Annotated in this window: 17 protein-coding genes and 2 pseudogenes; 10 read left to right on the top strand and 9 right to left on the bottom strand. The window is 70.4% G+C overall.

Going from position 1 to position 21,675, the window contains the following annotated elements:
- The first annotated feature begins 331 nt into the window (after window positions 1-331).
- Together KSF81_RS21980 and KSF81_RS21975 are read left to right on the top strand one after the other, a co-directional pair.
- The gene (locus KSF81_RS21980) at window positions 332-2,293 is read left to right on the top strand and encodes an elongation factor G (protein ID WP_217380775.1); all 1,962 of its coding nucleotides are present in this window, start codon (window positions 332-334) and stop codon (window positions 2,291-2,293) included.
- Window positions 2,294-2,605: 312 nt separating this feature from the next.
- Window positions 2,606-2,797, top strand: coding sequence for a KGG domain-containing protein (locus KSF81_RS21975; protein WP_254453681.1), 192 nt, complete (start codon window positions 2,606-2,608; stop codon window positions 2,795-2,797).
- 209 nt (window positions 2,798-3,006) lie between these two features.
- On the opposite strand, the gene KSF81_RS21970 is transcribed toward KSF81_RS21975, so the two are convergent.
- A complete protein-coding gene (locus tag KSF81_RS21970; RefSeq protein WP_217380774.1) occupies window positions 3,007-4,275 on the bottom strand; it encodes a tripartite tricarboxylate transporter substrate binding protein in 1,269 nt (422 codons plus the stop codon).
- A 127-nt stretch (window positions 4,276-4,402) separates the two neighbouring features.
- Window positions 4,403-5,548, bottom strand: coding sequence for an ISAs1 family transposase (locus KSF81_RS21965; RefSeq protein ID WP_217380773.1), 1,146 nt, complete (start codon window positions 5,546-5,548; stop codon window positions 4,403-4,405).
- 180 nt (window positions 5,549-5,728) lie between these two features.
- Here KSF81_RS21965 and KSF81_RS21960 point away from each other — a divergent pair, with 180 nt between their 5' ends.
- From KSF81_RS21960 to KSF81_RS21950, 3 genes are all read left to right on the top strand, one after another.
- The gene (locus KSF81_RS21960; protein WP_217380772.1) at window positions 5,729-6,799 is read left to right on the top strand and encodes an amidohydrolase family protein; all 1,071 of its coding nucleotides are present in this window, start codon (window positions 5,729-5,731) and stop codon (window positions 6,797-6,799) included.
- On the top strand, window positions 6,796-7,902 hold the full coding sequence (locus KSF81_RS21955; protein WP_217380771.1) for an amidohydrolase family protein: 1,107 nt from the start codon (window positions 6,796-6,798) through the stop codon (window positions 7,900-7,902). Before KSF81_RS21960 ends, KSF81_RS21955 begins: the two co-directional genes overlap by 4 nt.
- Before the next feature lie 127 nt (window positions 7,903-8,029).
- The gene (locus KSF81_RS21950; protein ID WP_217380770.1) at window positions 8,030-9,232 is read left to right on the top strand and encodes a CaiB/BaiF CoA-transferase family protein; all 1,203 of its coding nucleotides are present in this window, start codon (window positions 8,030-8,032) and stop codon (window positions 9,230-9,232) included.
- Here KSF81_RS21950 and KSF81_RS21945 read toward each other — a convergent pair.
- On the bottom strand, window positions 9,229-10,074 hold the full coding sequence (locus KSF81_RS21945) for a TauD/TfdA family dioxygenase (RefSeq protein ID WP_217380769.1): 846 nt from the start codon (window positions 10,072-10,074) through the stop codon (window positions 9,229-9,231). The genes KSF81_RS21950 and KSF81_RS21945 overlap by 4 nt on opposite strands.
- Before the next feature lie 213 nt (window positions 10,075-10,287).
- Here KSF81_RS21945 and KSF81_RS21940 point away from each other — a divergent pair, with 213 nt between their 5' ends.
- Genes KSF81_RS21940 through pdxY form a run of 3 tightly spaced genes read left to right on the top strand, consistent with a single transcriptional unit; the run spans window position 10,288 to window position 14,061 of the window.
- On the top strand, window positions 10,288-11,994 hold the full coding sequence (locus tag KSF81_RS21940) for a tripartite tricarboxylate transporter substrate-binding protein (RefSeq protein ID WP_217380768.1): 1,707 nt from the start codon (window positions 10,288-10,290) through the stop codon (window positions 11,992-11,994).
- A 2-nt stretch (window positions 11,995-11,996) separates the two neighbouring features.
- A complete protein-coding gene (locus tag KSF81_RS21935; protein ID WP_217380767.1) occupies window positions 11,997-13,190 on the top strand; it encodes an NAD(P)/FAD-dependent oxidoreductase in 1,194 nt (397 codons plus the stop codon).
- Window positions 13,191-13,212: 22 nt separating this feature from the next.
- Window positions 13,213-14,061, top strand: coding sequence for a pyridoxal kinase PdxY (gene pdxY, locus KSF81_RS21930; protein WP_217380766.1), 849 nt, complete (start codon window positions 13,213-13,215; stop codon window positions 14,059-14,061).
- Between the two features lie 472 nt (window positions 14,062-14,533).
- Here the strand turns inward: pdxY and KSF81_RS21925 are convergent, their stop codons facing one another.
- On the bottom strand, window positions 14,534-15,043 hold the full coding sequence (locus tag KSF81_RS21925) for a hypothetical protein (RefSeq protein WP_217380765.1): 510 nt from the start codon (window positions 15,041-15,043) through the stop codon (window positions 14,534-14,536).
- Between the two features lie 101 nt (window positions 15,044-15,144).
- On the opposite strand from KSF81_RS21925, the gene KSF81_RS21920 reads away from it, so the two are divergent.
- Complete coding sequence (locus KSF81_RS21920) at window positions 15,145-16,194, top strand: amino acid ABC transporter substrate-binding protein (protein WP_217380764.1); 1,050 nt, start codon at window positions 15,145-15,147, stop codon at window positions 16,192-16,194.
- Window positions 16,195-16,405: 211 nt separating this feature from the next.
- Window positions 16,406-16,660, top strand: a complete 255-nt coding sequence (locus KSF81_RS21915) for a hypothetical protein (protein ID WP_217380763.1) — start codon at window positions 16,406-16,408, stop codon at window positions 16,658-16,660.
- 42 nt (window positions 16,661-16,702) lie between these two features.
- Here the strand turns inward: KSF81_RS21915 and KSF81_RS21910 are convergent, their stop codons facing one another.
- The 5 genes and pseudogenes from KSF81_RS21910 to accC all read right to left on the bottom strand — a co-directional run.
- Window positions 16,703-17,395, bottom strand: a complete 693-nt coding sequence (locus KSF81_RS21910) for a CBS domain-containing protein (RefSeq protein WP_217380762.1) — start codon at window positions 17,393-17,395, stop codon at window positions 16,703-16,705.
- Window positions 17,396-17,513: 118 nt separating this feature from the next.
- Window positions 17,514-18,761 carry a phosphoglycerate dehydrogenase gene (gene serA / locus KSF81_RS21905; protein WP_217380761.1) on the bottom strand — a complete coding sequence of 416 codons (1,248 nt, stop codon included), beginning with the start codon at window positions 18,759-18,761 and terminating at the stop codon, window positions 17,514-17,516.
- Between the two features lie 29 nt (window positions 18,762-18,790).
- Window positions 18,791-19,573 carry a hypothetical protein gene (locus KSF81_RS21900; RefSeq protein WP_217380760.1) on the bottom strand — a complete coding sequence of 261 codons (783 nt, stop codon included), beginning with the start codon at window positions 19,571-19,573 and terminating at the stop codon, window positions 18,791-18,793.
- A pseudogene (gene aat / locus KSF81_RS21895) lies at window positions 19,570-20,246 on the bottom strand (leucyl/phenylalanyl-tRNA--protein transferase). The gene KSF81_RS21900 and the pseudogene aat overlap by 4 nt, the downstream one beginning before the upstream one ends.
- A gap of 78 nt (window positions 20,247-20,324) precedes the next feature.
- A pseudogene (accC, locus tag KSF81_RS21890) lies at window positions 20,325-21,674 on the bottom strand (acetyl-CoA carboxylase biotin carboxylase subunit); the annotation flags it as partial.
- Between the last annotated feature and the right edge of the window lies 1 nt (window position 21,675).

Raw genomic sequence — 21,675 nt, 5'->3', positions numbered from 1 at the left:
TCCACAGCCCAGCAATGCGTATTACGCGCGGCATGATTAAGAAACTCGCCCCCAGGTTGTTGTAGCGCCCCCTGCGCGCCCTGCCGGCGGCGACCACGGCTTGGTGAGGCGGCGTTTCCGGCCCCCCCTTGAAAGCCGATGTCGGCTAGGCTCGCGCCCAAGTACGGCGCCGCCGCATGTCGCCCGGGCAAATCCCGGGCCCCGGACGCCGGCGCAACCAGGGGGGCCGCGGCAGGCCTGTCCGATGACCGGAGCGCCCGCGGGCGCGAAGGCTCCATTCGGCCGGCCGGGATGCGTGCCCAGGGGAGGGCAGCATCCAATGGCGGAGTCCATGGGTTCCAATTCGGCGGCCAGTTCCGCGGGCAGAGAACCGGGCGGGGCCAAGCCCCGCGCCATCGCCCTGGTGGGGCCGCAGGGCAGCGGCAAATCCACCCTCTTCGACGCGCTGCTGGCGACCGCCGGCGCGCCGCCCCGCCGTGCCCCGGCGCGGGGCATGAGCACCGAAATCCGGCTCGGCCATTGCACCTGGATGGGCGACCCCTGGGCCATCCTGGATTGCCCGGGCTCCGTGGAATCCGCCCATGACGCCGCCTGCGCGCTTGCGGTGGTGGATCTCGCGGTGGTGGTCTGCGAGGCCGCGCCCGCCCGTGCCGCCACGCTCGGCCCGCTGTTCCGCCTGCTGGAGGACCAGGGCATCCCCGCCCTCGTCTGGATCAACAAGATCGACGGGCTTTCGGGCAGCATCCGCGACAGCCTGGCCGCGCTGCAGGCGCAGAGCCGGCGGAAGCTGGTGCTGCGCCAGGTGCCGATCCGTGAGGGCGAGGCGGTGGTCGGCTATGTCGATGTGGCGAGCGAGCGCGCCTATCGCTACCGCCGCGGCGAGGCTTCCGAGCAGATCGCCCTGCCCGAGCCGATGCGCGAGCGCGAGGCCGAGGCCCGTGGCGAATTGCTGGAGGCGCTGGCCGACCATGACGACGCGCTGATGGAGAAGGTGCTGGAAGACCTCGTGCCGGAACCCGCCGAGATCTACCGCCCGCTGCATCAGGCCGAGGCCAGCGGTGCGGTGGTGAGCGTGCTGCTCGGCGCCGCCGAGCAGGGCAATGGGCTGCGCCGGCTGTGGAAGGCGCTGCGGCACGACGTGCCCTGGCCGGCGGAGACCGCCATGCGCCTGGGCATCGAGGCCGAGGGCGAGCCCATGGCGCAGGTCTTCCGCACCCTGCATGCCGGCCATGCCGGGCGGCTTTCCTTCGCCCGGCTCTGGCGCGGCCCGGTGCGGGAGGGCGGCAGCCTGGGCGGGCTGCGCATCGGCGGGCTGCACCGCTTCCCCGGCGGCGAGGCGCAGAAGGTGCCGGAGGCCGAGACGGGGGAGGTGGTGGCGCTCGGCCGCATGGAGGGGCTGGCCACCGGCGACTGCCCCGGCGCCGCCGAAGCCCTGGCCTTTCCGGCGCCGCCGCCGCCGGTGCATGCGCTGGCCATCAGCATCGAGGATCGCAAGGACGAGGTGCGGCTCTCCGGCGCGCTGCAACGCCTGGCCGAGGAGGACCCGGCGCTGACCGTGACCATGGACCCGGAATCCAGCCAGACCGTGGTGGCCGGCCAGGGCGAAATCCATCTCCGCGCGGCGCTGGAACGCCTCGCCGCGGCGTCCGGCGTGAAGGTGAAGTCGGTGCGGCCGCAGGTGGCCTATCGCGAGACCATCCGCCAGGCCGTGACCCAGCATTCCCGGCTGAAGCGGCAGACCGGCGGGCACGGGCAATTCGCCGATGTGAAGCTGGAGATCGAGCCGCGCCCGCGCGGCGCCGGCTTCACCTTCGCGGAGCGCGTGGTGGGCGGCGCCGTGCCGAAACGCTTCATCCCGGCGGTGGGCGAGGCGGCGGAGCTGGCGACGAAGAAGGGGCCGCTCGGCCACCCCGTGGTGGATATCGCGGTGACGCTGCTGGATGGCAGCTTCCATTCCGTGGACAGTTCCGACATGGCCTTCGGCACCGCGACGCGCATGGCGATGCAGGATGGGCTGGCCAAGGCCGACCCGGTGCTGCTGGAGCCGGTGGACCAGGTGACGATCAGCGTGCCGGCCGAGTACACTCCCAATGCGCAGCGCCTGCTGAGCGCCCGCCGCGGCCAGATCCTGGGCTATGAGGCGAAGCCGGGCTGGGAGGGCTGGGACGAGGTGCAGGCGCTGGTGCCGGCGGCGGAATTGCAGGACCTGATCATAGAGCTGCGGTCGCAGAGCCTGGGGTTGGGGAGCTATGTCAGGCGGTTCGACCATCTGGCGGAGGCGCGGGGGCGGTAGGCAGCAGGGTCAGGGTTCCGGCACCCGCCGCTGCAACTCCGCCCGGCCCGGCGTGTTACCCCGCGACCGCGACCGGAAGGCGCGCCAATCCTTTCGGCACCGCAGGCGTGCAGCCTGCCGCTTGGCGGGGGCGTATCCCTCGCCCGGCCGGAAGCCGGGCCGATACGTCGAGGTGTGGCGCCGCCCGTCAGGTCCTGCCTGGCGGGCGGTTTGTCATTCGCACGGGCCCGGGCCCAGGGCCACCGCATCGAACCGGCGGCCATCGGCGGCGTTTTCAGCCTTCGACCCATGCCAGCAGCGCAGGAGGCGAAAATGGCCAAGGCGCAGGGACGAAGGAACGAGGCCGGAAAGTCCGGCGGCCAGCACGCGACGGCCGAGGGCAAGAAAGGCGTCCCGCAGGAGACGGTCGGCAGCGGCAAGGAGCACGACCCGAACAACTTCGCCAATAACCCCGAGCGTGCCGCGGAGGCGGGACGCAAGGGCGGTCACGACAGCCGGAAATAACAAGACCAGGCCGGCCTCGCCCTGACGGGGCACCTCGCCCTGTCCGGGCAGGCGGAAGCGCCGCCCGGACAGGGTTGCACAGGAGGCTTGTCATGCGCTGCCTGCACGTCCTGCTCGCCGCGGGCTTGGCCGCGGGTGGATCGCTGCTCTCCCCTACGCCTGCGGCCGCGCGCGTTGCCTTCGGCTTCGGCTTCGGGTTTCCGCTGATCTCACCCTATCCGGCCTATCCGGCTTACCCGTACTATCCTCCACCGGCCTACTACTACTACCCGCCGCCGGCCTATTATTATCCGCCGGCCCCGCCGCCCGCCTATACGCCCTATGCCTATGCGCCGCCGGCCGCGGCGCAGCAGTGCCACGCAGGGTCGGTTTCCTGCCCATTGGTCCAACCGGCGCAGCTTGGCGATGCCTGCACCTGCGCGACGCCGCGCGGGCAGGCCTGGGGAAGGGCCGGCGAGTAGCGGCCCGCCCTCCGCTCCAGCCGATGGCGGCGCCCTGCGCCGCCGCATCAGCCCGCCGTAATCCCCCCGGGCCTTGATGACCGCCGCCAGCGCCGCCGTCTCGCGCTGGATATTCTCGGTGAAGACCTCCGGGCTGGTGATGTCCGGCACCATGTCCGGCGTCATCCGCGCCCGCACCGGCTCGCTCATGATGGCCGCGCTGAATACCCGGTGCAGCCGGTCCACGATCATCCGCGGCGTGCCGGCCGGCACTGCCAGGCCGTGGCAATACATGAACTCCATCCCCGGCAGCCCAAGCTCCCGCACCGTCGGCACGCCGGGCAGCACCTCGATCCGCTGTGGCGAGGTGAGCGCCAGGATGCGCACCTCGCCCGCCAGGTGCTGCTGCAGCACCGGCAGCAGGCTGCCCATGAAGACGGGGATGGCGCCGCCGATCATGTCCTGCACCACCGTCGCCTCGGTGCGGTAGACCGCGTTCTCGAAGCGGCCGCCGGTCTCGCCCGCCAGCATTTCCATCAGGATATGCCCGGGCCCGCCGCGGCCCACCGTGCCATAGGCCAGCGGCCGCTGCTTCGACAACGCCACCAGCTCCGCCACGTCGCGCACCGGCAGGTTGCGCGCCACCGCCAGCACCTGGGCAGCGCGGAAGATGGCGGTGATGAGCTGGAAATCCTCCATCCGGTAGTTCAGCGGCTGGCCCAGCGCCGGCCCCGTCACCATGGAGCCATAGGCCATGTAGCCGATCGTGTAGCCATCCCTGGCCGAGCGCGCGACATGCTCGGTGGCGATGACGCCGTTGGAGCCCGGCCGCGGGTCCAGCACCACTGTCTGGCCGAGGGCTTGCCGCGCCTGCTCGGCGATCAGCCGCGCCAGGGTGTCCGAGACGCCGCCGGGGCCGAAGGGCAGCACCAAGCGGAGCGGGCGGTTGGGATAGCTCTCCTGCGCGCGCAATAGTCGCGGCGCTGCGAGGGCGAGCGGGGCCGCGAGCGCGGCCCGGCGGGTGATCCGCTGCGGCATGTCTGGCCAAGCCTCCTCGAACCTTCCTCGGGCGCGCCCTGGCGGCGCTTGTGCTGATCGGGCCGGAAGGGCGGGGGCGGCGTCAAGCGGAATTCCGGCCGCCCCTCAGGGCAATCGGGTGAGTTTGTTACGCGGTGCCGCGGAGGAGTTGCTGGAGGTAGTCGGTGCTCCAGCCGGCGAGCTTGCGACGGTTCTTGAGGCTGGTGGTTGGCCTGGCCTGGTGCAGCAGGTTGAGCGCCATATGCTTGACCACGGCCATGTTCTCCGGCCCGTAGCCGGAACGCAGGCGGGCGAGGTCGTCGCGGAAGACGACGTCGAGTGTCCAATGCAGCCGGTTCTCGATGCCCCAATGCGCCCGCACCGCGCGGGCGAAGGTCTCGGCATCCAGCCTGGCTGAGCCGAGGTAGCAGCGGCGCTCGCGCTCGACCCGGCCGTTCCGTTCGGTTTCGCTCTCGACCATGCCGATCATGGCGAGGGCCGGGAAGGCGGGCTCGTCGGGGTAGCGGCGGTCGGAGAACAGCCAGTCCACGACATGGCAGACGCTGTGGCGCCGGACCTCGATGCGGCCGTGCTCGCCATCGGCGGTCTGGTGGGTCTGCACCGGCATCCCCGGAGGTGGGGCGGCAAAGAAGGCGGCGACCTCGGCATGGGTGAGTGGCCGGTTGGCCTTGAGCGCCAGCAGGTAGTTGCCACCGCGTGCCTGGATGGCCTCGGCGATGGCCCGCTGGGTCCCGATGGCGTCGATCGTGACCAGGGCACCGGCCAGTTCCAGCCGCTCCAGCAGCGCCGGGATGGCGGTGATCTCGTTTGACTTGCCGTCCACCACCTCCTGCCCCAGCACCAGCCGCCGCCCGCTGGCCCAGGCCGAGAGCAGGTGCAACGGCTCGCGCCCCTTGCCCCGGGCGTGGCTGCGCCGTGCGGTTTTGCCGTCGATGGCAATCACCTCCGGCCCGCCCAGGTCCGGGGCCGTGGCGCGCAGCCCGGCGACCCAGGCGGTGAAGCAGTCCCTGAACATTTCGGGGTCCAGCCGGGCCACTAGCGCTCCCAGCGTGTCATGGCTCGGGATGCCATGGGCGAAGGGCAGGAACCGGCGCAGGAAGCCAAGGTTCTGATTGCCCCAGACCTCGGCCTCGACAAAGTCGTCCGCCCCGGCCAGCGTCGCGCAGAGCAGCAACAGCAGGATTTCCGGCAAGGGATACAGCACCTTCGCCACCTGCCGCGGGTCCGACAGCGCCGCAAACCGCTCCACCAGCGACCCACCATCCCCAACCATGACGTGCCCCCCACCAGAGGCACCCCACGAACCACTCCCACCAGCAAGGGGAAAGGCCACCCCGCATTCACCCGATTGCCCTGGGCCGCCCGGCGCTGCGGGTTGACCGGGCGCGGCCCGGCGCGCAGGCTTGCGGCAAAACAGGTGCCCGCGGCCGCGTCGCGGGCGCAAGGAGGATGCGTGGCCCCCTTCGACCTGGCGCCGATCGACTGCGACCTGCACCCCGCTTTGCCTGGCTGCCAGGCGCTGCTGCCCTATCTGGAGCCGCATTGGCGGGAGGTCATCACCGGCCGCGGCCTGGACGACCTCGACCTCGCCCTCTATCCGCGCGGCGCGCCACTCACCGCGCGGCCGGACTGGCGGCCGGAGAAGGGCCTCGCCGGCGGCACGCTGGAGGCGCTGCGGGCGCAGGCGCTGGAGCCCTTCGGCACCGGCATCGCCATCTGCAACCCGCTGTTCGGCGCGCCGGCGCTGCACAATGCGGATATGGCGGCGGCGCTCTGCCGCGCCGCCAATGACTGGATGGCGGCGGAATGGCTTGACCGCGAGCCGCGGCTCCGCGCCGGCATCCTGGTGCCGGTGGAGGCTCCGGACCTCGCGGTGGAGGAGATCGAGCGCCGTGCCGGCGACCGCCGCTTCGTGCAGGTGCTGCTCTTCGGCGCGGCCGAGACTCTGTTCGGCCGCAGGGTGAACTGGCCGATCTATGCGGCGGCGGAGCGGCACGGCATGCCCATCGCCATCCATGCCGGCAGCGCCGGGCGGCACGCACCCACCGCGCTGGGCTGGCCCACCTACCTCATCGAGGACCACGTCACCTTCGCCCAGACCTTCCAGAGCCAGTTGCTCTCCATGATCGGCGAGGGGGTCTTCACCAAGTACCCGGGCCTGCGCGTGGTGCTGCTGGAGAGCGGCTTCGGCTGGGTGCCGAATTTCCTCTGGCGCGGCGTGAAGATGTGGCGCGCCATGCGGAAGGAGATCCCCTGGGTGGACCGCAGCCCGGCAGCGATCTTCCGCGAGCATGTCCGCATCTCCGTCCAGCCCGGCGACGCGCCGGAGGATCCGGCGGAGCTGGAGGCGCTGCTGGAGATGATCGGCTGCGACGACCTGCTGCTCTTTGCGACGGATTGGCCGCATTGGCGTTTCGACGGCACCGATGCGCTGCCGCCCGGCCTGCCCGCCCGACTGCATCCGCGCGTGCTGCGGGAGAATGCGCTGGCCACCTATCCGCGCCTGAGGGAGAGCCTGCAATGAGCGCGACCACCCTTCCGAAAGCCGATACGTCCGCCCGCGACCGGCTGCGGGTCATCGATTGCGACATTCATCCGGCGCTGCGCTCCATGGCCGAGCTGGACCGCTGGCTGCCGGAGCGCTGGCGGCAGCATCGCCGCGAATATGGGCTGCGGCTGCGCCAGCCCTTCACCACCACCTATCCCTATCCGAAGGCGACGCCGGCGCTCTCCCGCTACGATTCCTGGCCGCCCAATGGCGGGCCGCCGGGCAGCGACCTCGATTTCATGCGGAGCCAGCACCTCGACCCGCATGGCATCGAGTACGGCATGCTGCAGCCGCTGGCGGCGCGCGGCATGGATGAGCGCAACCCGGGCTATGCCGAGGCGGTGAGCCGCGCGGTGAACGAATGGCTGCGCGAGGACTGGACCGCGCGCGAGCCGCGCCTCAAGGCCACCATCGCCATCCCCGGCGAGGATGCCGCGGCCTCGGTGCGGGAGATCGAGCGCTGGGCCGGGCAGGGCGACTTCGTGCAGATCGCCATGGTGACGCGGGCGCTGGAGCCGCTCGGCCGCCAGCGCTACTGGCCGATCTACGAGGCGGCGGAGCATCACGGCCTGCCGCTCGGCCTGCACAGCCTCGGCACCTCAGGCCATGCGGTGACGGGCGGCGGCTGGCCCTCCTTCTATTTCGAGGAACACCAGGCGGTGGGGATGAGCCTGGCCGCCATGTGCGCCAGCTTCATCCTGGAAGGCGTGGTCGAGCGTTTCCCGCGCCTGAAGATCGTGGTGATCGAGGGTGGTTTCGGCTGGGTGCCGCAGCTTGGCTGGCGGATGGACGGCACCTGGAAGAACCTGAAATCGGAGGTGCCGCATCTCCGCCGCAAGCCCTCCGAATACCTGAAATCGAATTTCTGGTTCACCACCCAGCCGGTGGAGGAGCCGGAACAGCCGGAGCACCTGCGCAAGCTCATCGACTGGATCGGCTGGGACCGCTTGCTGTTCGCCACGGACTACCCGCACTGGGATTCCGACGACCCGCGCTATGCCTTCAAGTTCCAGATGAGCGAGGCGGAGCGGCGGGCGATCTTTGCCGGGAATGCGCGGGCGGTGTACGGGCTGGGCTAGCCTGCGGTCGTCCCGGGTGGAAACACCCAGGGCGTGAATCGCTGGCTCAACAAAGGCCAGGCTCATATCGCCCTGACCACAGTCAGGACGATATGGGCTTGGCATTGCCGACAGGGATTGCGCTGACATGCCGGGACCGCTGGCCGGAATAAGGGTGCTCGACCTCACCACCGTGCTGGTCGGGCCCTATTGCACCCAGGTGCTCGCCGAGATGGGCGCCGAGGTGACGAAGGTGGAGGCGCCGGAGGGCGATGTGGTGCGCCTCATCGGCCCTGGCCGCAGCCCGGGCATGGGCTGCATGTTCCTCACCGTCAACCGCGGCAAGCGCAGCATCGTGCTGGACCTGAAGCGGCCGGAGGCGCGGCAGGTGCTGCTGCGCCTGGCCCGCAATGCCGATGTGCTGGTGACCAATATCCGGCCCCAGGCCATGGCGCGGCTCGGCCTGGACTATCCGGCGCTGCGGGCGGAGAACCCGCGCCTGGTCTATGCCAGCGTGCTCGGCTATGGCCAGGACGGCCCCTATGCGCCCCGCCCCGCCTATGACGACCTGATGCAGGGGGCGACGACGGTGGCCGCGCTGAATGCGCGCGTGGGCGACGGCAGGCCGGGCTATGTGCCGCTGGCCATGGTGGACCGCATCACCGGCCTGGCCGCGGTTGGTGCCATCAACGCGGCGCTGCTGGCGCGCGAGCGTGGCGGCGAGGGGCAGCTCGTCGAGGTGCCGATGTTCGAGACGATGTTGACCTTCGTGCTCGGCGACCATCTCGGCGGCAAGGTCTTCGACCCGCCGCTGGATGCGGGCGGCTATGGCAGACTGCTCTCGCCCGATCGCCGGCCCTACCGGACCCGCGACGGGCATGTCTGCACCATGATCTACAACGACCGGCAATGGCGCAGCTTCTGCGCTGCCGTGGGCTGGCAGGACCTGGTCGCCACCGACCCGCGCTTCGCCAGCCATGCGACGCGCACCGAGCATATCGACGAGATCCTGGCCATGCTGTCCGAAATCTTCCGGGAGCGGACCACCGCGGAATGGCTGAAGCTGCTGGCCGAGGCCGACCTGCCGGTGACGCCGGTGCATGACCTGGAATCCATCTTCGAGGATGTACATCTCCAGGCCACCGGCTTCTTCGACACCGAGGAGCATCCGAGCGAGGGCAGGCTTACGCGCATGGCCGTGCCGCTCCGCTTCTCCGGCACGCCGACCGGCGAGCGCGCCCCGGCGCCGCGGCTCGGCGAACAGAGCGAGGCGATCCTGGCCGAGGCCGGCTATGGCGAGGCGGAGATCGCCGCGCTGCTGCAAGGCGGGGCGGTGCGGCAGGCAGACTAGAACGGCGCCTCCCCGGCGATCTGCACGCGCCGCATGATGCGGCGATGCGGGCCGGTGTCGTTGAGCGCGATATGCTTCACGGCGCGATTGTCCCAGAAGGCGATGGCGCCGGTGCTCCAGCGGAAGCGGCAGGTGAATTCCGGGCGGTGGCCATGCGCCAGCAGGAAGTCCAGCAGCCGCCTGCTTTCCGCCTCCGTCATGCCCTCGAACCCCACCGTGTAGGAGTGGTTGACGAACAGCATCTTCCGCCCGGTTTCCGGATGGGTGCGGATCACCGGATGCAGGCTGATGGTCTCCCGCCACTCCGCATCCTCGCGCACCTTGGTGGCGCGTTTCGCGTTCAGCGCAGCCTGCGGCCCGGCCACCTTGCGGTCGGAATGCACGGCGCGCAGCCCTTCCAGCATCCGCTTCATCCCATCGGACAGCGCGTCATAGGCAGCGCCCTGGCTGGCGAAGAGGGTATCGCCGCCATAGGGCGGAACCTCGACGCCATAGAGGATGGCGCCCATCGGCGGCGCCGCGCACATGGTGGTATCGGCATGCCATTCCTCGCCCACCACGGAGGAATCGCCGGGTTCGCGCCGGATCACCACGATCTCGGGGTCGGCGCCGGAGCCCTTGAAATTCGGGTGGATGAAGATCTCGCCGAAGCGGCGGGCCAGGGCCTTGTGCGCCTCCACATCAAGCTCCTGGTCGCGGAAGAAGATCACGCCATGCGCATTCAGTGCGGCGCGGATCTCCGCGATCGTGCCATCATCCGGCGGCTCGGCCAGATGCACGCCGGCGATCTCGGCGCCGACCGCGCCCGCGACCGGCAGCACCTCGATCCGGCTGTTCCGCATGGCATCCTCCCGCGCTGGCCTGCTTGCCGGAATGCTCGGCCCGTCATCCAGCCCTGTCAACGAGACCGCGCGGAATCCCCTTCCGTATTCGCCGGGAAGGCAGCAAAAGGGATGGCGTCAGGACTGGCCAGGAGGGTTGCGGCAGCATGCCAGTGGTGCGGCGGGATGGGTGCGACCTGCATTACGATGTGCAGGGGGGAGGGACCAGCACTGGTGCTCGCCGCCGGGCTGGGCGGCGCGGCCAGTTGGTGGGCGGGGCAGATCCCGCGTTACGCCAGGGAGTTCACCGTCCTCAGCTTCGACCAGCGCGGCACCGGGCGGTCCTCCCGCGTCCCGGTCGCCTCGGTGGAGCAGATGGCCGGGGATGTCGTCGCCATCCTCGACCATGCCGGCATCGCGCGGGCGCATTGCCTCGGGCATTCCACCGGCGGGGCGATCGGCCTGGCCATCGCGCTGGACCATCCGGGGCGGCTGGCATCCTTGGTCGTTTATGCCAGCACCACCTGCGGCGATGCCTATCGCCGTCGCGTCTTCGCGCTGCGCCGGCTGCTGCTCGATCTCGGCGGACCCACGGCCTATGCGCGCTACACCTCCCTGCTGCTCTATCCGCCCTATTGGATCAACGCCCATGCCGAGCGGCTGGAGGCGGAGGAGGCCGCCGCCGCCGCCGCGCTCGGCGAACCCGCGGTGCAGGGCAGCCGGCTGGAGGCGATCCTGGCCTTCGACCGCCGCGCCGATTACGGCCGCATCGCCATTCCGGTGCGCATCCTCTGCGCCGATGACGATATCCTGACGCCGCGCTATTTCTCCGAGGAGATGGCCCGGCTGATCCCCGGCGCCGAGGCGGTCTTCGTGCCGCAGGGGGGGGCATGCCCTGTCCCGCACCGAACCGGAATTGTTCGACCGGCACGTCCTGCCCTTCCTTCGGGAGCAAGCCAAGCGATGACACGCCTTCCGCGCCGCCTGATCCTCGCCGCACCGCTGCTGGGCGCCTTCCCCGCGAATGCCCAGGCATCCAACTGGGCGCCGGACCATCCCGTGCGGATCGTCGTGCCCTTCCCGGCAGGCGGCAGTTTCGACGTGCAGGCGCGGCTCATCGCCGAGCGCCTGGCGCCTGCCCTCGGCCAGCCCGTGGTGGTGGAGAACCGGCCCGGTGCCGGCGGCACCATCGGCGCGGCGGAAGTGGCGCGAGCGGCCCCGGATGCACATAGCCTGCTGCTCGGCAGCAACGGCACCCAGGCGGCGAATGTCTCGCTTTTTGCCAGGCTGCCCTATGACCCCGTGCGGGATTTCGCGCCCATCACCCTGGTGACCAACTACCCGCAGGCGGTGGTGGTGGCGGACTGGCCGGCGGAGCGGAAATTCGCCGCGCTGGTGGCCGGGCTCAAGGCACGGCGGGAGCCGGCCACCTATGGCTCCTCCGGCCAGGGCTCGCCGACGCATCTGGCGGGCGAGCAATTCGCCCGCGCCATCGGCGTGACCCTGGTGCATGTGCCCTATCGCGGCCAGGGGCCGGCGCTGAACGACCTGATCGCCGGGCAGACCCAATTGATGTTCCCCTCGGTGGCGGATGTGCTGGGCCAGTTGCGCGCCGGCCGGGTCACGGCGCTGGCGGCAATGAGCCCGCGGCGGCTGGCGCTGCTGCCTGATGTGCCGACCACGGCGGAACTTGGCCTGCCTGGGTTGGAAAGCTCGATCTGGGCCGGGCTCTATGCCCGCGCCGGCTCGCCGCCCGCCGCGATCGCGCGGCTGAATGCCGAGGTCACGCGCATCCTGGCGCAGCCCGAACTGCGGGCGCGGCTGGAGGAGGCGGGGTTCGAGGTCCGCCCCGGCACGCCGCAGGCGCTGGCCAGCCTGCAGGCCGAGGATACGGAGCGGCTCGGCGCCATCATCCGCGTCTCCGGCGCCCGCCTGGAGTAGCCGTGGCCGGCGACCGCACCGGGCAATTCGATGTCGCGATCATCGGCGCCGGCGCCGCCGGGTTGCTCTGCGCCATCAGCGCGGGCCGGCGCGGGCGGCGGGTGCTGCTGCTCGACCATGCGGAGTCGGCGGGGAAGAAGATCCTGATCTCGGGCGGCGGGCGGTGCAATTTCACCAACCTGCATTGCGCGCCGGACCGGTTCATCTCCGCCAATCCGCATTTCTGCAAGTCGGCGCTGGCGCGCTACACGCAGCACGACTTCATCGCCCTGGTGCAGCGGCACCGCATCGCCTGGCATGAAAAGACGCTGGGCCAGTTGTTCTGCGACGGCTCGGCCCGCGCCATCCTGGCCATGCTGCTGGAGGAATGCGCGGCGGTCGGCGTCGAGCTGCGGCTGGGCCAGCGCATCGGCGACATTAGCCGCGCCGAGCGTTTCCGCCTGGCGACGGAGACGGGCGATGTCACCGCCGAGGCGCTGGTGCTGGCCACCGGCGGGCTCTCCATCCCGAAGATGGGCGCCACCGGCTTCGCGCATGATGTGGCGCGCCGCTTCGCCCTGCCGCTGGCCGAGCCGCGCCCCGGCCTGGTGCCGCTGACCTTCGGCGGCGCTGACCTGGCGCTGATGCAGCCCTTGAGCGGCGTGGCGCTGGAAGTCGTGGCAAGCTGCGGCCGCCGCGCCTTCCGCGAGGCGATGCTCTTCACCCATCGCGGCCTCTCCGGCCCGGCGATCCTGCAGATCTCCTCCTATTGGCGGGAGGGGCAGGAGATCCTGCTCGACCTGCTGCCCGGCACGGATGCCGCCGGCTTCCTGCTCGACCGCAAGCGCAGCCGGCCCAGGGCGGAGCCGAGGACCATCCTGGCCGAACTCCTGCCGCAGCGCCTGGCGCAGAGCCTGGCCGAGACGCAGTTGCCGGCGCAACAGCCGATCGGCGGCCTGCCGGACCGCGCGCTGCACCGCCTGGCCGCCCTGCTCAAGGGCTGGCGGCTGCGGCCCAGCGGCTCGGAGGGCTATGCCAAGGCGGAGGTGACGCTGGGCGGCGTGGATACCGCCGCGCTCTCCTCCCGCACCATGCAGGCGCATTCGGTGCCGGGCCTGTTTGTCATCGGCGAGGCGGTGGATGTGACGGGCTGGCTCGGCGGCTATAATTTCCAATGGGCCTGGTCGAGCGGCTGGGTGGCCGGCGAGGCGGCATGACGCCCGGCGCGCGGAGAAGCTGATGAATATCCTGTCGATCCAGTCCTGGGTGGCCTATGGCCATGTCGGCAATGCCAGCGCAGTCTTCCCCTTGCAGCGGCTGGGCGCCGAGGTCTGGGCGGTCAATACCGTGCAATTCTCCAACCACACCGGCTATGGCGCCTGGCGTGGCCAGGTGTTCTCGGAGGCGCTGATCCGCGATTGCGTCACCGGCATCGCCGAACGCGGCGTGCTGGGGCGCTGCGACGCGGTGCTCTCGGGCTATATGGGCGATGCCGGGATCGGCGAGGCGATCCTCGATGCCGTTGGCCGGGTGAAGGTGGCCAATCCGGCCGCGCTCTGGTGCTGCGACCCGGTGATCGGCGATGTCGGGCGCGGCATCTTCGTCCGCCCCGGCATTCCCGAATTCTTCCGCGACCGGGCGCTGCCCGCCTCCGACATCACCACGCCCAACCAGTTCGAGCTGGAATGGCTGACCGGCGCCCCGATCACCACCCTGGCGGCGGCCAAGGCGGCGGTCGCCGGGGTGCAGGCGCGCGGCCCGCGCTGCGTTCTGCTGACCTCGCTCCGCATCGAGGACACGCCGGCGGATGCCATCGAGCTGCTGGCGGCCGAGGGCGGGCGCTTCTGGCGGCTGCGGACGCCGCTGCTGCCGATCTCCGTCAATGGCGCCGGTGATGCCATCGCCGCGCTGTTCCTGTTCCACCGGCTGCGTTCGGGCGAGGCGGCGGCGGCGCTCTCGGCCGCCGCCTCCTCGGTGCATGGGCTGCTGCGGCAGACCGTGGCGGCGGGATCGCGGGAGATCCTGACCGTAGCGGCGCAGGAGGAATTCGTGGCGCCGAGCCAGGTGTTCCGGGCGGAGGTCTGCTGAAGCGTTTTCCGTTCGCCTTGACTTGCAGGGAGCGCTCTAGCGGTTCGCTTCGAGAATGATGAATTTGTGCCGCAAGTCCCAAAGCACGTCGTCCCTTCGGACCCCGCGCTCGAGACATTGCCTGATGGTGTCGCCATCTCGATACAGGGAGAACCTCTTGTGAGCAGCCGACCCAGGCATCTTTGGGTTGCTCTGTCCGAGCGGGGTTAACCTCACACGGTCAGAATCGTCGTAAAGGCTCGACCGATCAGGCATCGCTGGCTCTCCTGCGCAAACGTAGCTGGGGAACTCTTAAACGGCCGGAAGAATCGTTACAACTAACGTAAGCGCTAGGGCTAACGTAACCAGGAGAGATGCGATGGGCTACGTAGTTCTCCTACGCGGTCTTCCGACTGGCTGGGTTAGGATGAGTGCAGACGATGTTCCTGAAATCAGGCAAAGGTGCCGCCTCACCTAATGGCAGCAATCTGGATCACCGCCGCCCGCCCGTGGGATGGGAAGAGGCGAGCGCCCGCACCAGGGCTTCGCGCAGCGCCGGCCACTCCGCACTGGGCGCGGCGGCGATGAGCAGGAAGCTGCGCTCCGGCGCATAGACTGCCATGGCCCGCACCATCAGCGCCGCGCCGGTGCCGGCACTGAAGCCCGAGGTTTCCAGCACTGCGGCGGGCAGGCCGCCATGGCGGATGCGCTCGGCCTTCGGCAGCGCGCCGAAGCGGAAGGGGCGGAGGTGCCGGAGCGTGGCGCCGAGATGCCCGGCCCGCGCAGCCGGTGGCACCGGGCGCTGCACCCGCAGCAGCAGCAGCCCGTAATCCTCCGCCTCGGCCGGCGCGTGCGTATCGCGCAGCAGGGTCCAGCCATTCACCACCCCGGCCGGGCGCAGCCTGTCGCCGGGATCGATCCGCCAGCCGGGTCCGGCGAGTTCCGCGGCGGTGGCGCCGCCAATGAGCAGGACCAGACCAAGGGCCAGAAGCGCCAGTCGCATCCGCATCTCTCCGGCGCCGGGGTTGAACCGCATGCCAGTAGCGCGCCACCATGGCGCAGGCCAGGCCGCAGATGGTCACGCCGCACTGGGAGAAGAAGTGCATGAAACGGGTTCTGGTCACCGCGGTCCTCGCCGCGTGCCTCGGCGTATCCTGGTCCCTTGGATGGTCCTCGGCTGCATCGGCGCAGGCCCAGGCGCCGGGGCCGACGCTGGCCGCGGTGCTGCAGCGCGACATCCTGGTCTGCGGCACCTCCACCGGCGCCGCCGGATTCAGCCTGCCGGACAGCCGGGGCGAGTATCGTGGCATCGATTCCGACCTCTGCCGCGCCGTGGCGGGTGCCGTGCTGGGCGACCGCACGAAGATCCGCTGGGTGCCGCTCACCACCCAGGCGCGGCTGCCGGCGCTGCAATCCGGCCAGATCGACGTGCTGATCCGCACCGTCACCTGGACCCAGGGGCGGGACACCGCGAACGGGCTGAACTTCACCGCCATCAGCTTCTTCGACGGCCAGGGCTTCATGCTGCGGAAATCGCTGAACGTGACCAAGGCCACCGAGCTGGAGGGCGCCTCCATCTGCGTGGTGGCCGGCAGCACCAACGAGCTGAACCTGTCGGACTGGGCCCGGACCAACAACATCCACTACAACCCGGTGGTCTTCGAACAGAATGACGAGGCCAGGCGCAGCTACTTCAATGGCCGCTGCGACGCCTATTCCACCGATGCCAGCCAGCTTGCCGGGCTGCGTGCCTCCTTCCCCCACCCGGAGGAGCACGTCATCCTGCCGGACATCATCAGCAAGGAGCCGCATGCGCCGGTGGTGCGCCACGGCGACGACCAGTGGTTCGACATCATCCGCTGGACCTTCTTCGCCCTGATCACGGCGGAGGAACTCGGCATCACCAGCGCCAATATCGACAGCCACCTGAACAGCCAGAACCCGGAGATCCGCCGGCTGCTGGGGCTTTCCGGCGACCATGGCCCGCTGATGGGACTCGACCGGCGCTGGGCCTACAACGCCATCAAGGCGGCCGGGAATTACGGCGAGATCTTCGAGCGCAACCTCGGCCGCGGCAGCCCGATCGGCCTGCCGCGCGGGCTGAACGATCTCTGGACCCGGGGCGGGCTGATGTACGCGCCGCCGATCCGCTAGAGCAGATCGCGGAAGGACGTGAACGTCCGGGAGCGTGAATCTGCTCTGCAAACAAAGAGCTACGGCGGATTGGCGTTCAGGAATGAACGCAATCCACCGTAGCGCAAGCAGTCCAGGGGCGACGGGGTGGGCGACGCGGCGGGTTGAACCCGGCCCGGCCGCGTGGTGTTAGTGGCTCCGTCGGGACACCAATTCGAGCGGAGCGTACTCAATGGCATTGCGAGCTTACCGGGCGGCAGGCAGTCATATCAGGGACAATCTGTGGCTCTGGATCGCAGTCTTCGCCGTAATCACGGCGGTTACGGGATTCCTGCGCTGGAATGTCGGGCATTCCAGTACCTGGGGCGACCTGATGGCCTTCGCCGGAATGGTCACCGGCATCCTGGTCATCATGCAGAGCCAGGTCGGCTTCGTTTCGCAGCACGTCGAGCAGGACGACGAGGAGGAGCTTCCCGCGGCGGGGTGACGGCGCGGGGCGGCGGGAGAGCCCGCCGCCCCATCCACCCCGTTACAGCATGGCGCGGACCACCAGCGGCATCGGGTCCATGTGGTCCTCCACCGCCTTCACGCCCGGAATTCCCTGCACCAGCACCCGCAGCCCCTCGCGCATCGCGTCCGAGCGGGCGAAGCCGTAGAGCGTCACCACGCCCTGCTGCACATTCGGATAGATCCAGAAGGTATCGGTCCAGGGCTGTTCGCGCATGGCACCGATCACCGCGCGCAGGATCTCGCGGTCGTCCTGCAGCGCCGCGGCCGGGGCCTCCGGCCGCAGGATGGCGCGCAGCAGGTCGGCGCGGCTGACCAGCCCGACCATCCTGCCCTCGCGCACCACCAGCACGCGGCGGATGCCGTGCTTCTCCATCAGATGGGAGATCTGCTCGGCCGTGGCCTCCTCGTCCACGCTCACCAGCTCGGCCGTCATCACGTCCCGTGCGGTGGCGCCATGCGCCTTGGCGAAACGCTGGATCAGCGGCTTCGGGTTGCGGAACAGGTTCAGGAACCAGCCGAGCGGGCCGGGCGGCTGGTCGGCCAGGCGGCGGATCAGGTCGCCCTCGGTGACGATGCCGAGCGGCTTGCCGCCGGCATCCAGCACCGGCACGGCCGAGATGCCGCGCGAGGCCAGCAGTTCCGCCACCGCGTCCACCGGGGTTTCCGGCGGCACGACGACGAGGTTGGTGGACATCAGGTCGCGGGCCTGCATGGCATCCTCCGTCTGGCGATGCCGGGCGGCGTGGCGCCGGCCGGCAGGTAAAGAACAGTTAACCCACCTGGGGACGCCGCCGGCCATGATCCAGATCAAGTGCGGCGCGGTTCAACGTCTATCCCCGCTCATAGATCAGCCGGGCGCGGACCGTTCCCGGCAGGGCGCGTAGCTCGGCCAGGATCGACTGCGCCTCGGCCCGGCCGCCGACGCTGTCCACCACGACATAGCCAAGCTCGGCATGGGCCTGGTAGTGCTGCGCCGCGATGTTCAGGCCACGTCGCCCGAAAGCCTCGTTGATGCGGGAGAGCAGGCCGGGCGCGTCGCGGTGCAGGTGCATCCAGCGGGTGCCGGTGGGCCGCGCCGGCAATTGCACCTGGGGGAAGCCCACCGCGCCGAAGGTGGCGCCGATGTCGCTGTAGTCGACCAGCTTGCGCGCCACCTCCTGGCCGATGCGCGACTGCGCCTCCGCCGTGCTACCGCCGATATGCGGCGTCAGGATGACGTTGCGGAGGCCCTGCAGCGGGCTCTCGAAGCGTTCGCCATTGCGGGCCGGTTCCACCGGGAAGACATCCACCGCGCCACCCGCCAGGTGCCCGGCGCGCAGCGCCGCCGCCATGGCGCCGAGGTCGAGCAGCGTGCCGCGGGCATTGTTGATGAGCAGCGCGCCGGGCTTCATGGCGGCGATCTCGGCGGCGCCGATCATGCCGATGGTCTCCGGCGTCTCCGGCACATGCAGGCTGACCACATCGGCCTCCGCCAGCAATTCGCCGAGGGTGGCGCAGGGGCGGGCATTGCCATGCGGCAGCTTGGTGGTGTGGTCGAAATAGATCACCCGCATGCCGAAGGCTTCCGCCAGCACGGAGAGCTGGCTGCCGATATTGCCGTAGCCGACGAGGCCGAGGGTGCGGCCGCGCACCTCGTAGCTGCCCTCGGCCGATTTCTCCCAGCCGCCCTGATGCGCCGAGCGCGACTTGTCCGGGATGCTGCGCAGCAGCATGACGATCTCGCCCATGGTCAGTTCCGCCACGCTGCGGGTATTGCTGAAGGGGGCGTTGAAGACCGGGATGCCCTGCCCCCTGGCGGCGTCCAGATCCACCTGGTTGGTGCCGATGCAGAAGCAGCCCACCGCCATCAGCCGGTCCGCCGCCGCCAGCGCCGCGGCATCGAGCTGGGTGCGGGAGCGGATGCCGAGGATATGCACCCCGGCCAGCGCCTCGGCCAGCGCCGCGCCCTCCAACGCCTTCGGCACCCGCGTGACATTGCCGTAGCCGGCGGCGCCCAGCAGCGCCACCGCGCTGTCGGAGATGCCTTCCAGCAGCAGGATGCGGATGCGGTCCTTGGGCAGCGAGATCAGGTCGGACATGGACGCTCCAGGGGCGGCAGGGCGCGCTTCTAGGCCCGATCCGCCCCTGCCGCCAGGGCCGCGGGGCGCGGCGGCAGCGCGCGGGTGCGGTAGCGGGCCACCGGCTGGCCCTCCGGCACCTTCTGGAACACCAGGAAGTAGCTGTGGTTCTTCCGCGCATGCACCTGCTTCAGCAGCCGCGCCACACCCGGCCGGTTGGCCCGCACCAGCACGAAGAGGTCGCGGGCATAGAAGCCGAGCCCGGCCAGGCCGGTGATGATCTGCACATGGGTCAGCTCCTGGCGGTTGGCGCTGACCTCGTCCTGGCATTTGACGATGAGGATGCCATGGTCGCGCAGCACCCGCCGCGCCTCCGCCGCCGCATCCAGGTAGAGGTCCAGCACCGCCTGGTGCCAGCGGCCGGCCGGCTTGCCCTCCTGGCCGCTGGAATAATAGCCGCGCAGCGCCGCATGGCTGCCCTGGCCGCCGCGGGTCTCGGCCTTGCCGCGCAGCAGCCCCTCCATATAGGGCGGGTCGAGCACCAGGGCGTCGATCGCGCCATCGGCATGGGGCAGGGCGCGGCAATCGGTGCCGGTGGCGAGGTCGCTCGGCAGCAGCCGGTAGCGGCCGGGCGGCACCTGCTGCCAGAAGACGCCGCCGCCGAAGGTGACATCCGCCACCACCGCGCCATCCGGCACATGCAGCGCCAGGATCTGCGGGAACAGCGCCGCATTGCCGCCGGCATGGGCGGAATGCACCACATCCGCGGTGGCGGCGCCGGACTGGGTGCGGCGCGGCCGGGCGGCGGGGGCGGTGGCCTCGGCCTCGCTCACGCCGCCTCGCCGCCGGCGGGGCGCAGCGCGCGGATTTCCGCCAGAAGCGCCGCCGGGTCCGGGGCCGGCAGCCAATGCGCCTCGGCGGCCATGGCCGCGGCGAGGCGGCGCTTGTAGTCGGCGCGGGGGATTTCCCGGGCCCCGAATTGCGCGAGGTGCTCGGTCAGGAATTGCGCGTCCAGCAGGGTGAAGCCGCCGAGCCGGAGCCGCGCCACCAGATGCACCAGGGCGAGCTTGGAGGCGTCGCGGGCGCGGCTGAACATGCTCTCGCCGAAGAAGGCGCCGCCCAGCACCACGCCATAGAGCCCACCCACCAGCGCCGCATCCTGCCAGACCTCGACCGAATGGGCATGGCCCTGCTGGTGCAGCGCCAGGAACAGGAACTCGATCTCCGGATTGATCCAGGTATCCTGCCGCTCCGGCGTCGGCGCGGCGCAGCCGGCGATGACGCGCTGGAATCGGCATCGGCGGTGACGCGATAGGGGCCGGCGAGGGCGGTCCGCAGCAGCCGGCGCGGCAGGTGGAAGCCGTGATCCAGCGGGATCACCCCGCGCCGCTCCGGGTCGAGCCAATAGAGCCGGTTGCCGCGGCGGCTTTCCGCCATCGGAAACAGCCCGGCCCGATAGGCCCGCAGCATCAGCTCGGGCGTGATGTCGATATGGCGGCGACTCACCGGCCGAGTATGCCCTGCCTCAGCGCCGGCGGCGAGCGGCACGATCCTGTTGCCCGCCCGGGAATACGCCGCGCCGCTCCGCCGCGCGACGAAGCGTTCCAGCCAATGGATGGTATAGTCGCCGCGCTGGAATTCCGGGTCCTCGACGATGGCGCGGTGCAGCGGCAGCGTGGTCTTGATGCCGTCCACCACCATCTCGTCCAGGCTGCGCCGCAGCCGGGCGATGGCCTCGGCCCGATTGGCGCCATGCACGACCAGCTTGGCCACCAGGCTGTCGTAATGCGGCGGCACGGCATAGCCGCTGTAGAGTGCCGAATCGACCCGCACGCCAAGCCCGCCCGGCGCGTGATAGGTGCCGATGCGGCCGGGGGAGGGGGCGAAGGTATCCGGGTCCTCGGCGGTGATGCGGCATTCGATGGCATGGCCGTGGAAGCGGATATCCTGCTGGCCATAGCCAAGCCGCTCGCCCGCGGCGATGCGGAGCTGTTCCTTCACCAGGTCGATGCCGCAGACCATCTCCGTGACGGGATGCTCCACCTGGAGGCGGGTATTCATTTCGATGAAGGCGAACTGGTCGTCCTGCCAGAGGAATTCCAGCGTGCCGGCATTGCGGTAGCCCAGCTCGCGCAATGCCTGCGTGACATTGGCGCCCAGCGCGTCGCGCGCGGCGGCGTCCAGCACCGGCGAGCCGGCCTCCTCCACCAGCTTCTGGTGGCGGCGTTGCAGCGAGCAGTCGCGCTCGCCGAAATGCACGACATTGCCGTGCGAATCCGCCAGCACCTGCAATTCGATATGGCGCGGCCGGTCGAGGTATTTCTCCAGGTAGACGCTGTCATTGCCGAAGGCGGCCTTGGCCTCGGTGCGGGCGACGCGCCAGGCCTCCTCGATCTCGGCCTCGGAATGCGCGACCTTCATGCCGCGGCCGCCGCCGCCCGCCGCCGCCTTGATGAGCACGGGGTATTTCACTTCCGCCGCGACGCTCCGCGCCTCCTCCAGCGAGGCGAGCGCGCCGGGGCTGCCGGGCACCAGCGGCACGCCGAGCCGGCGCATCGCGTCCTTGGCGGCGATCTTGTCGCCCATCATGCGGATATGCGCGGGCGAGGGGCCGATGAAGGCCAGGCCATGCGCCTCCACCATTTCCGCGAAATCGGCGTTCTCGGAGAGGAAGCCATAGCCGGGATGCACCGCATCCGCCCCGGTGATGGCGGCGGCGGAGAGGATGGCGGTGACGTTCAGGTAGCTGTCCCGCGCCGCGGGCGGGCCGATGCAGACGCTCTCATCCGCCAGCCGGACATGCATGGCGGAGGCATCGGCGGTGGAATGCACCGCGACCGTCCTGATGCCCATTTCCTGGCAGGCACGGTGGATGCGCAGCGCGATCTCGCCGCGATTGGCGATCAGGACCTTGCCGAATTTGGGGCCGACCATG

Origin of the sequence: Siccirubricoccus sp. G192 (assembly GCF_019084075.1) — a bacterium.
GTDB lineage: Bacteria > Pseudomonadota > Alphaproteobacteria > Acetobacterales > Acetobacteraceae > G192.
Note: the sequence above shows the minus strand (reverse complement) of the source record. Positions and strands in the feature narration are given on the sequence as shown.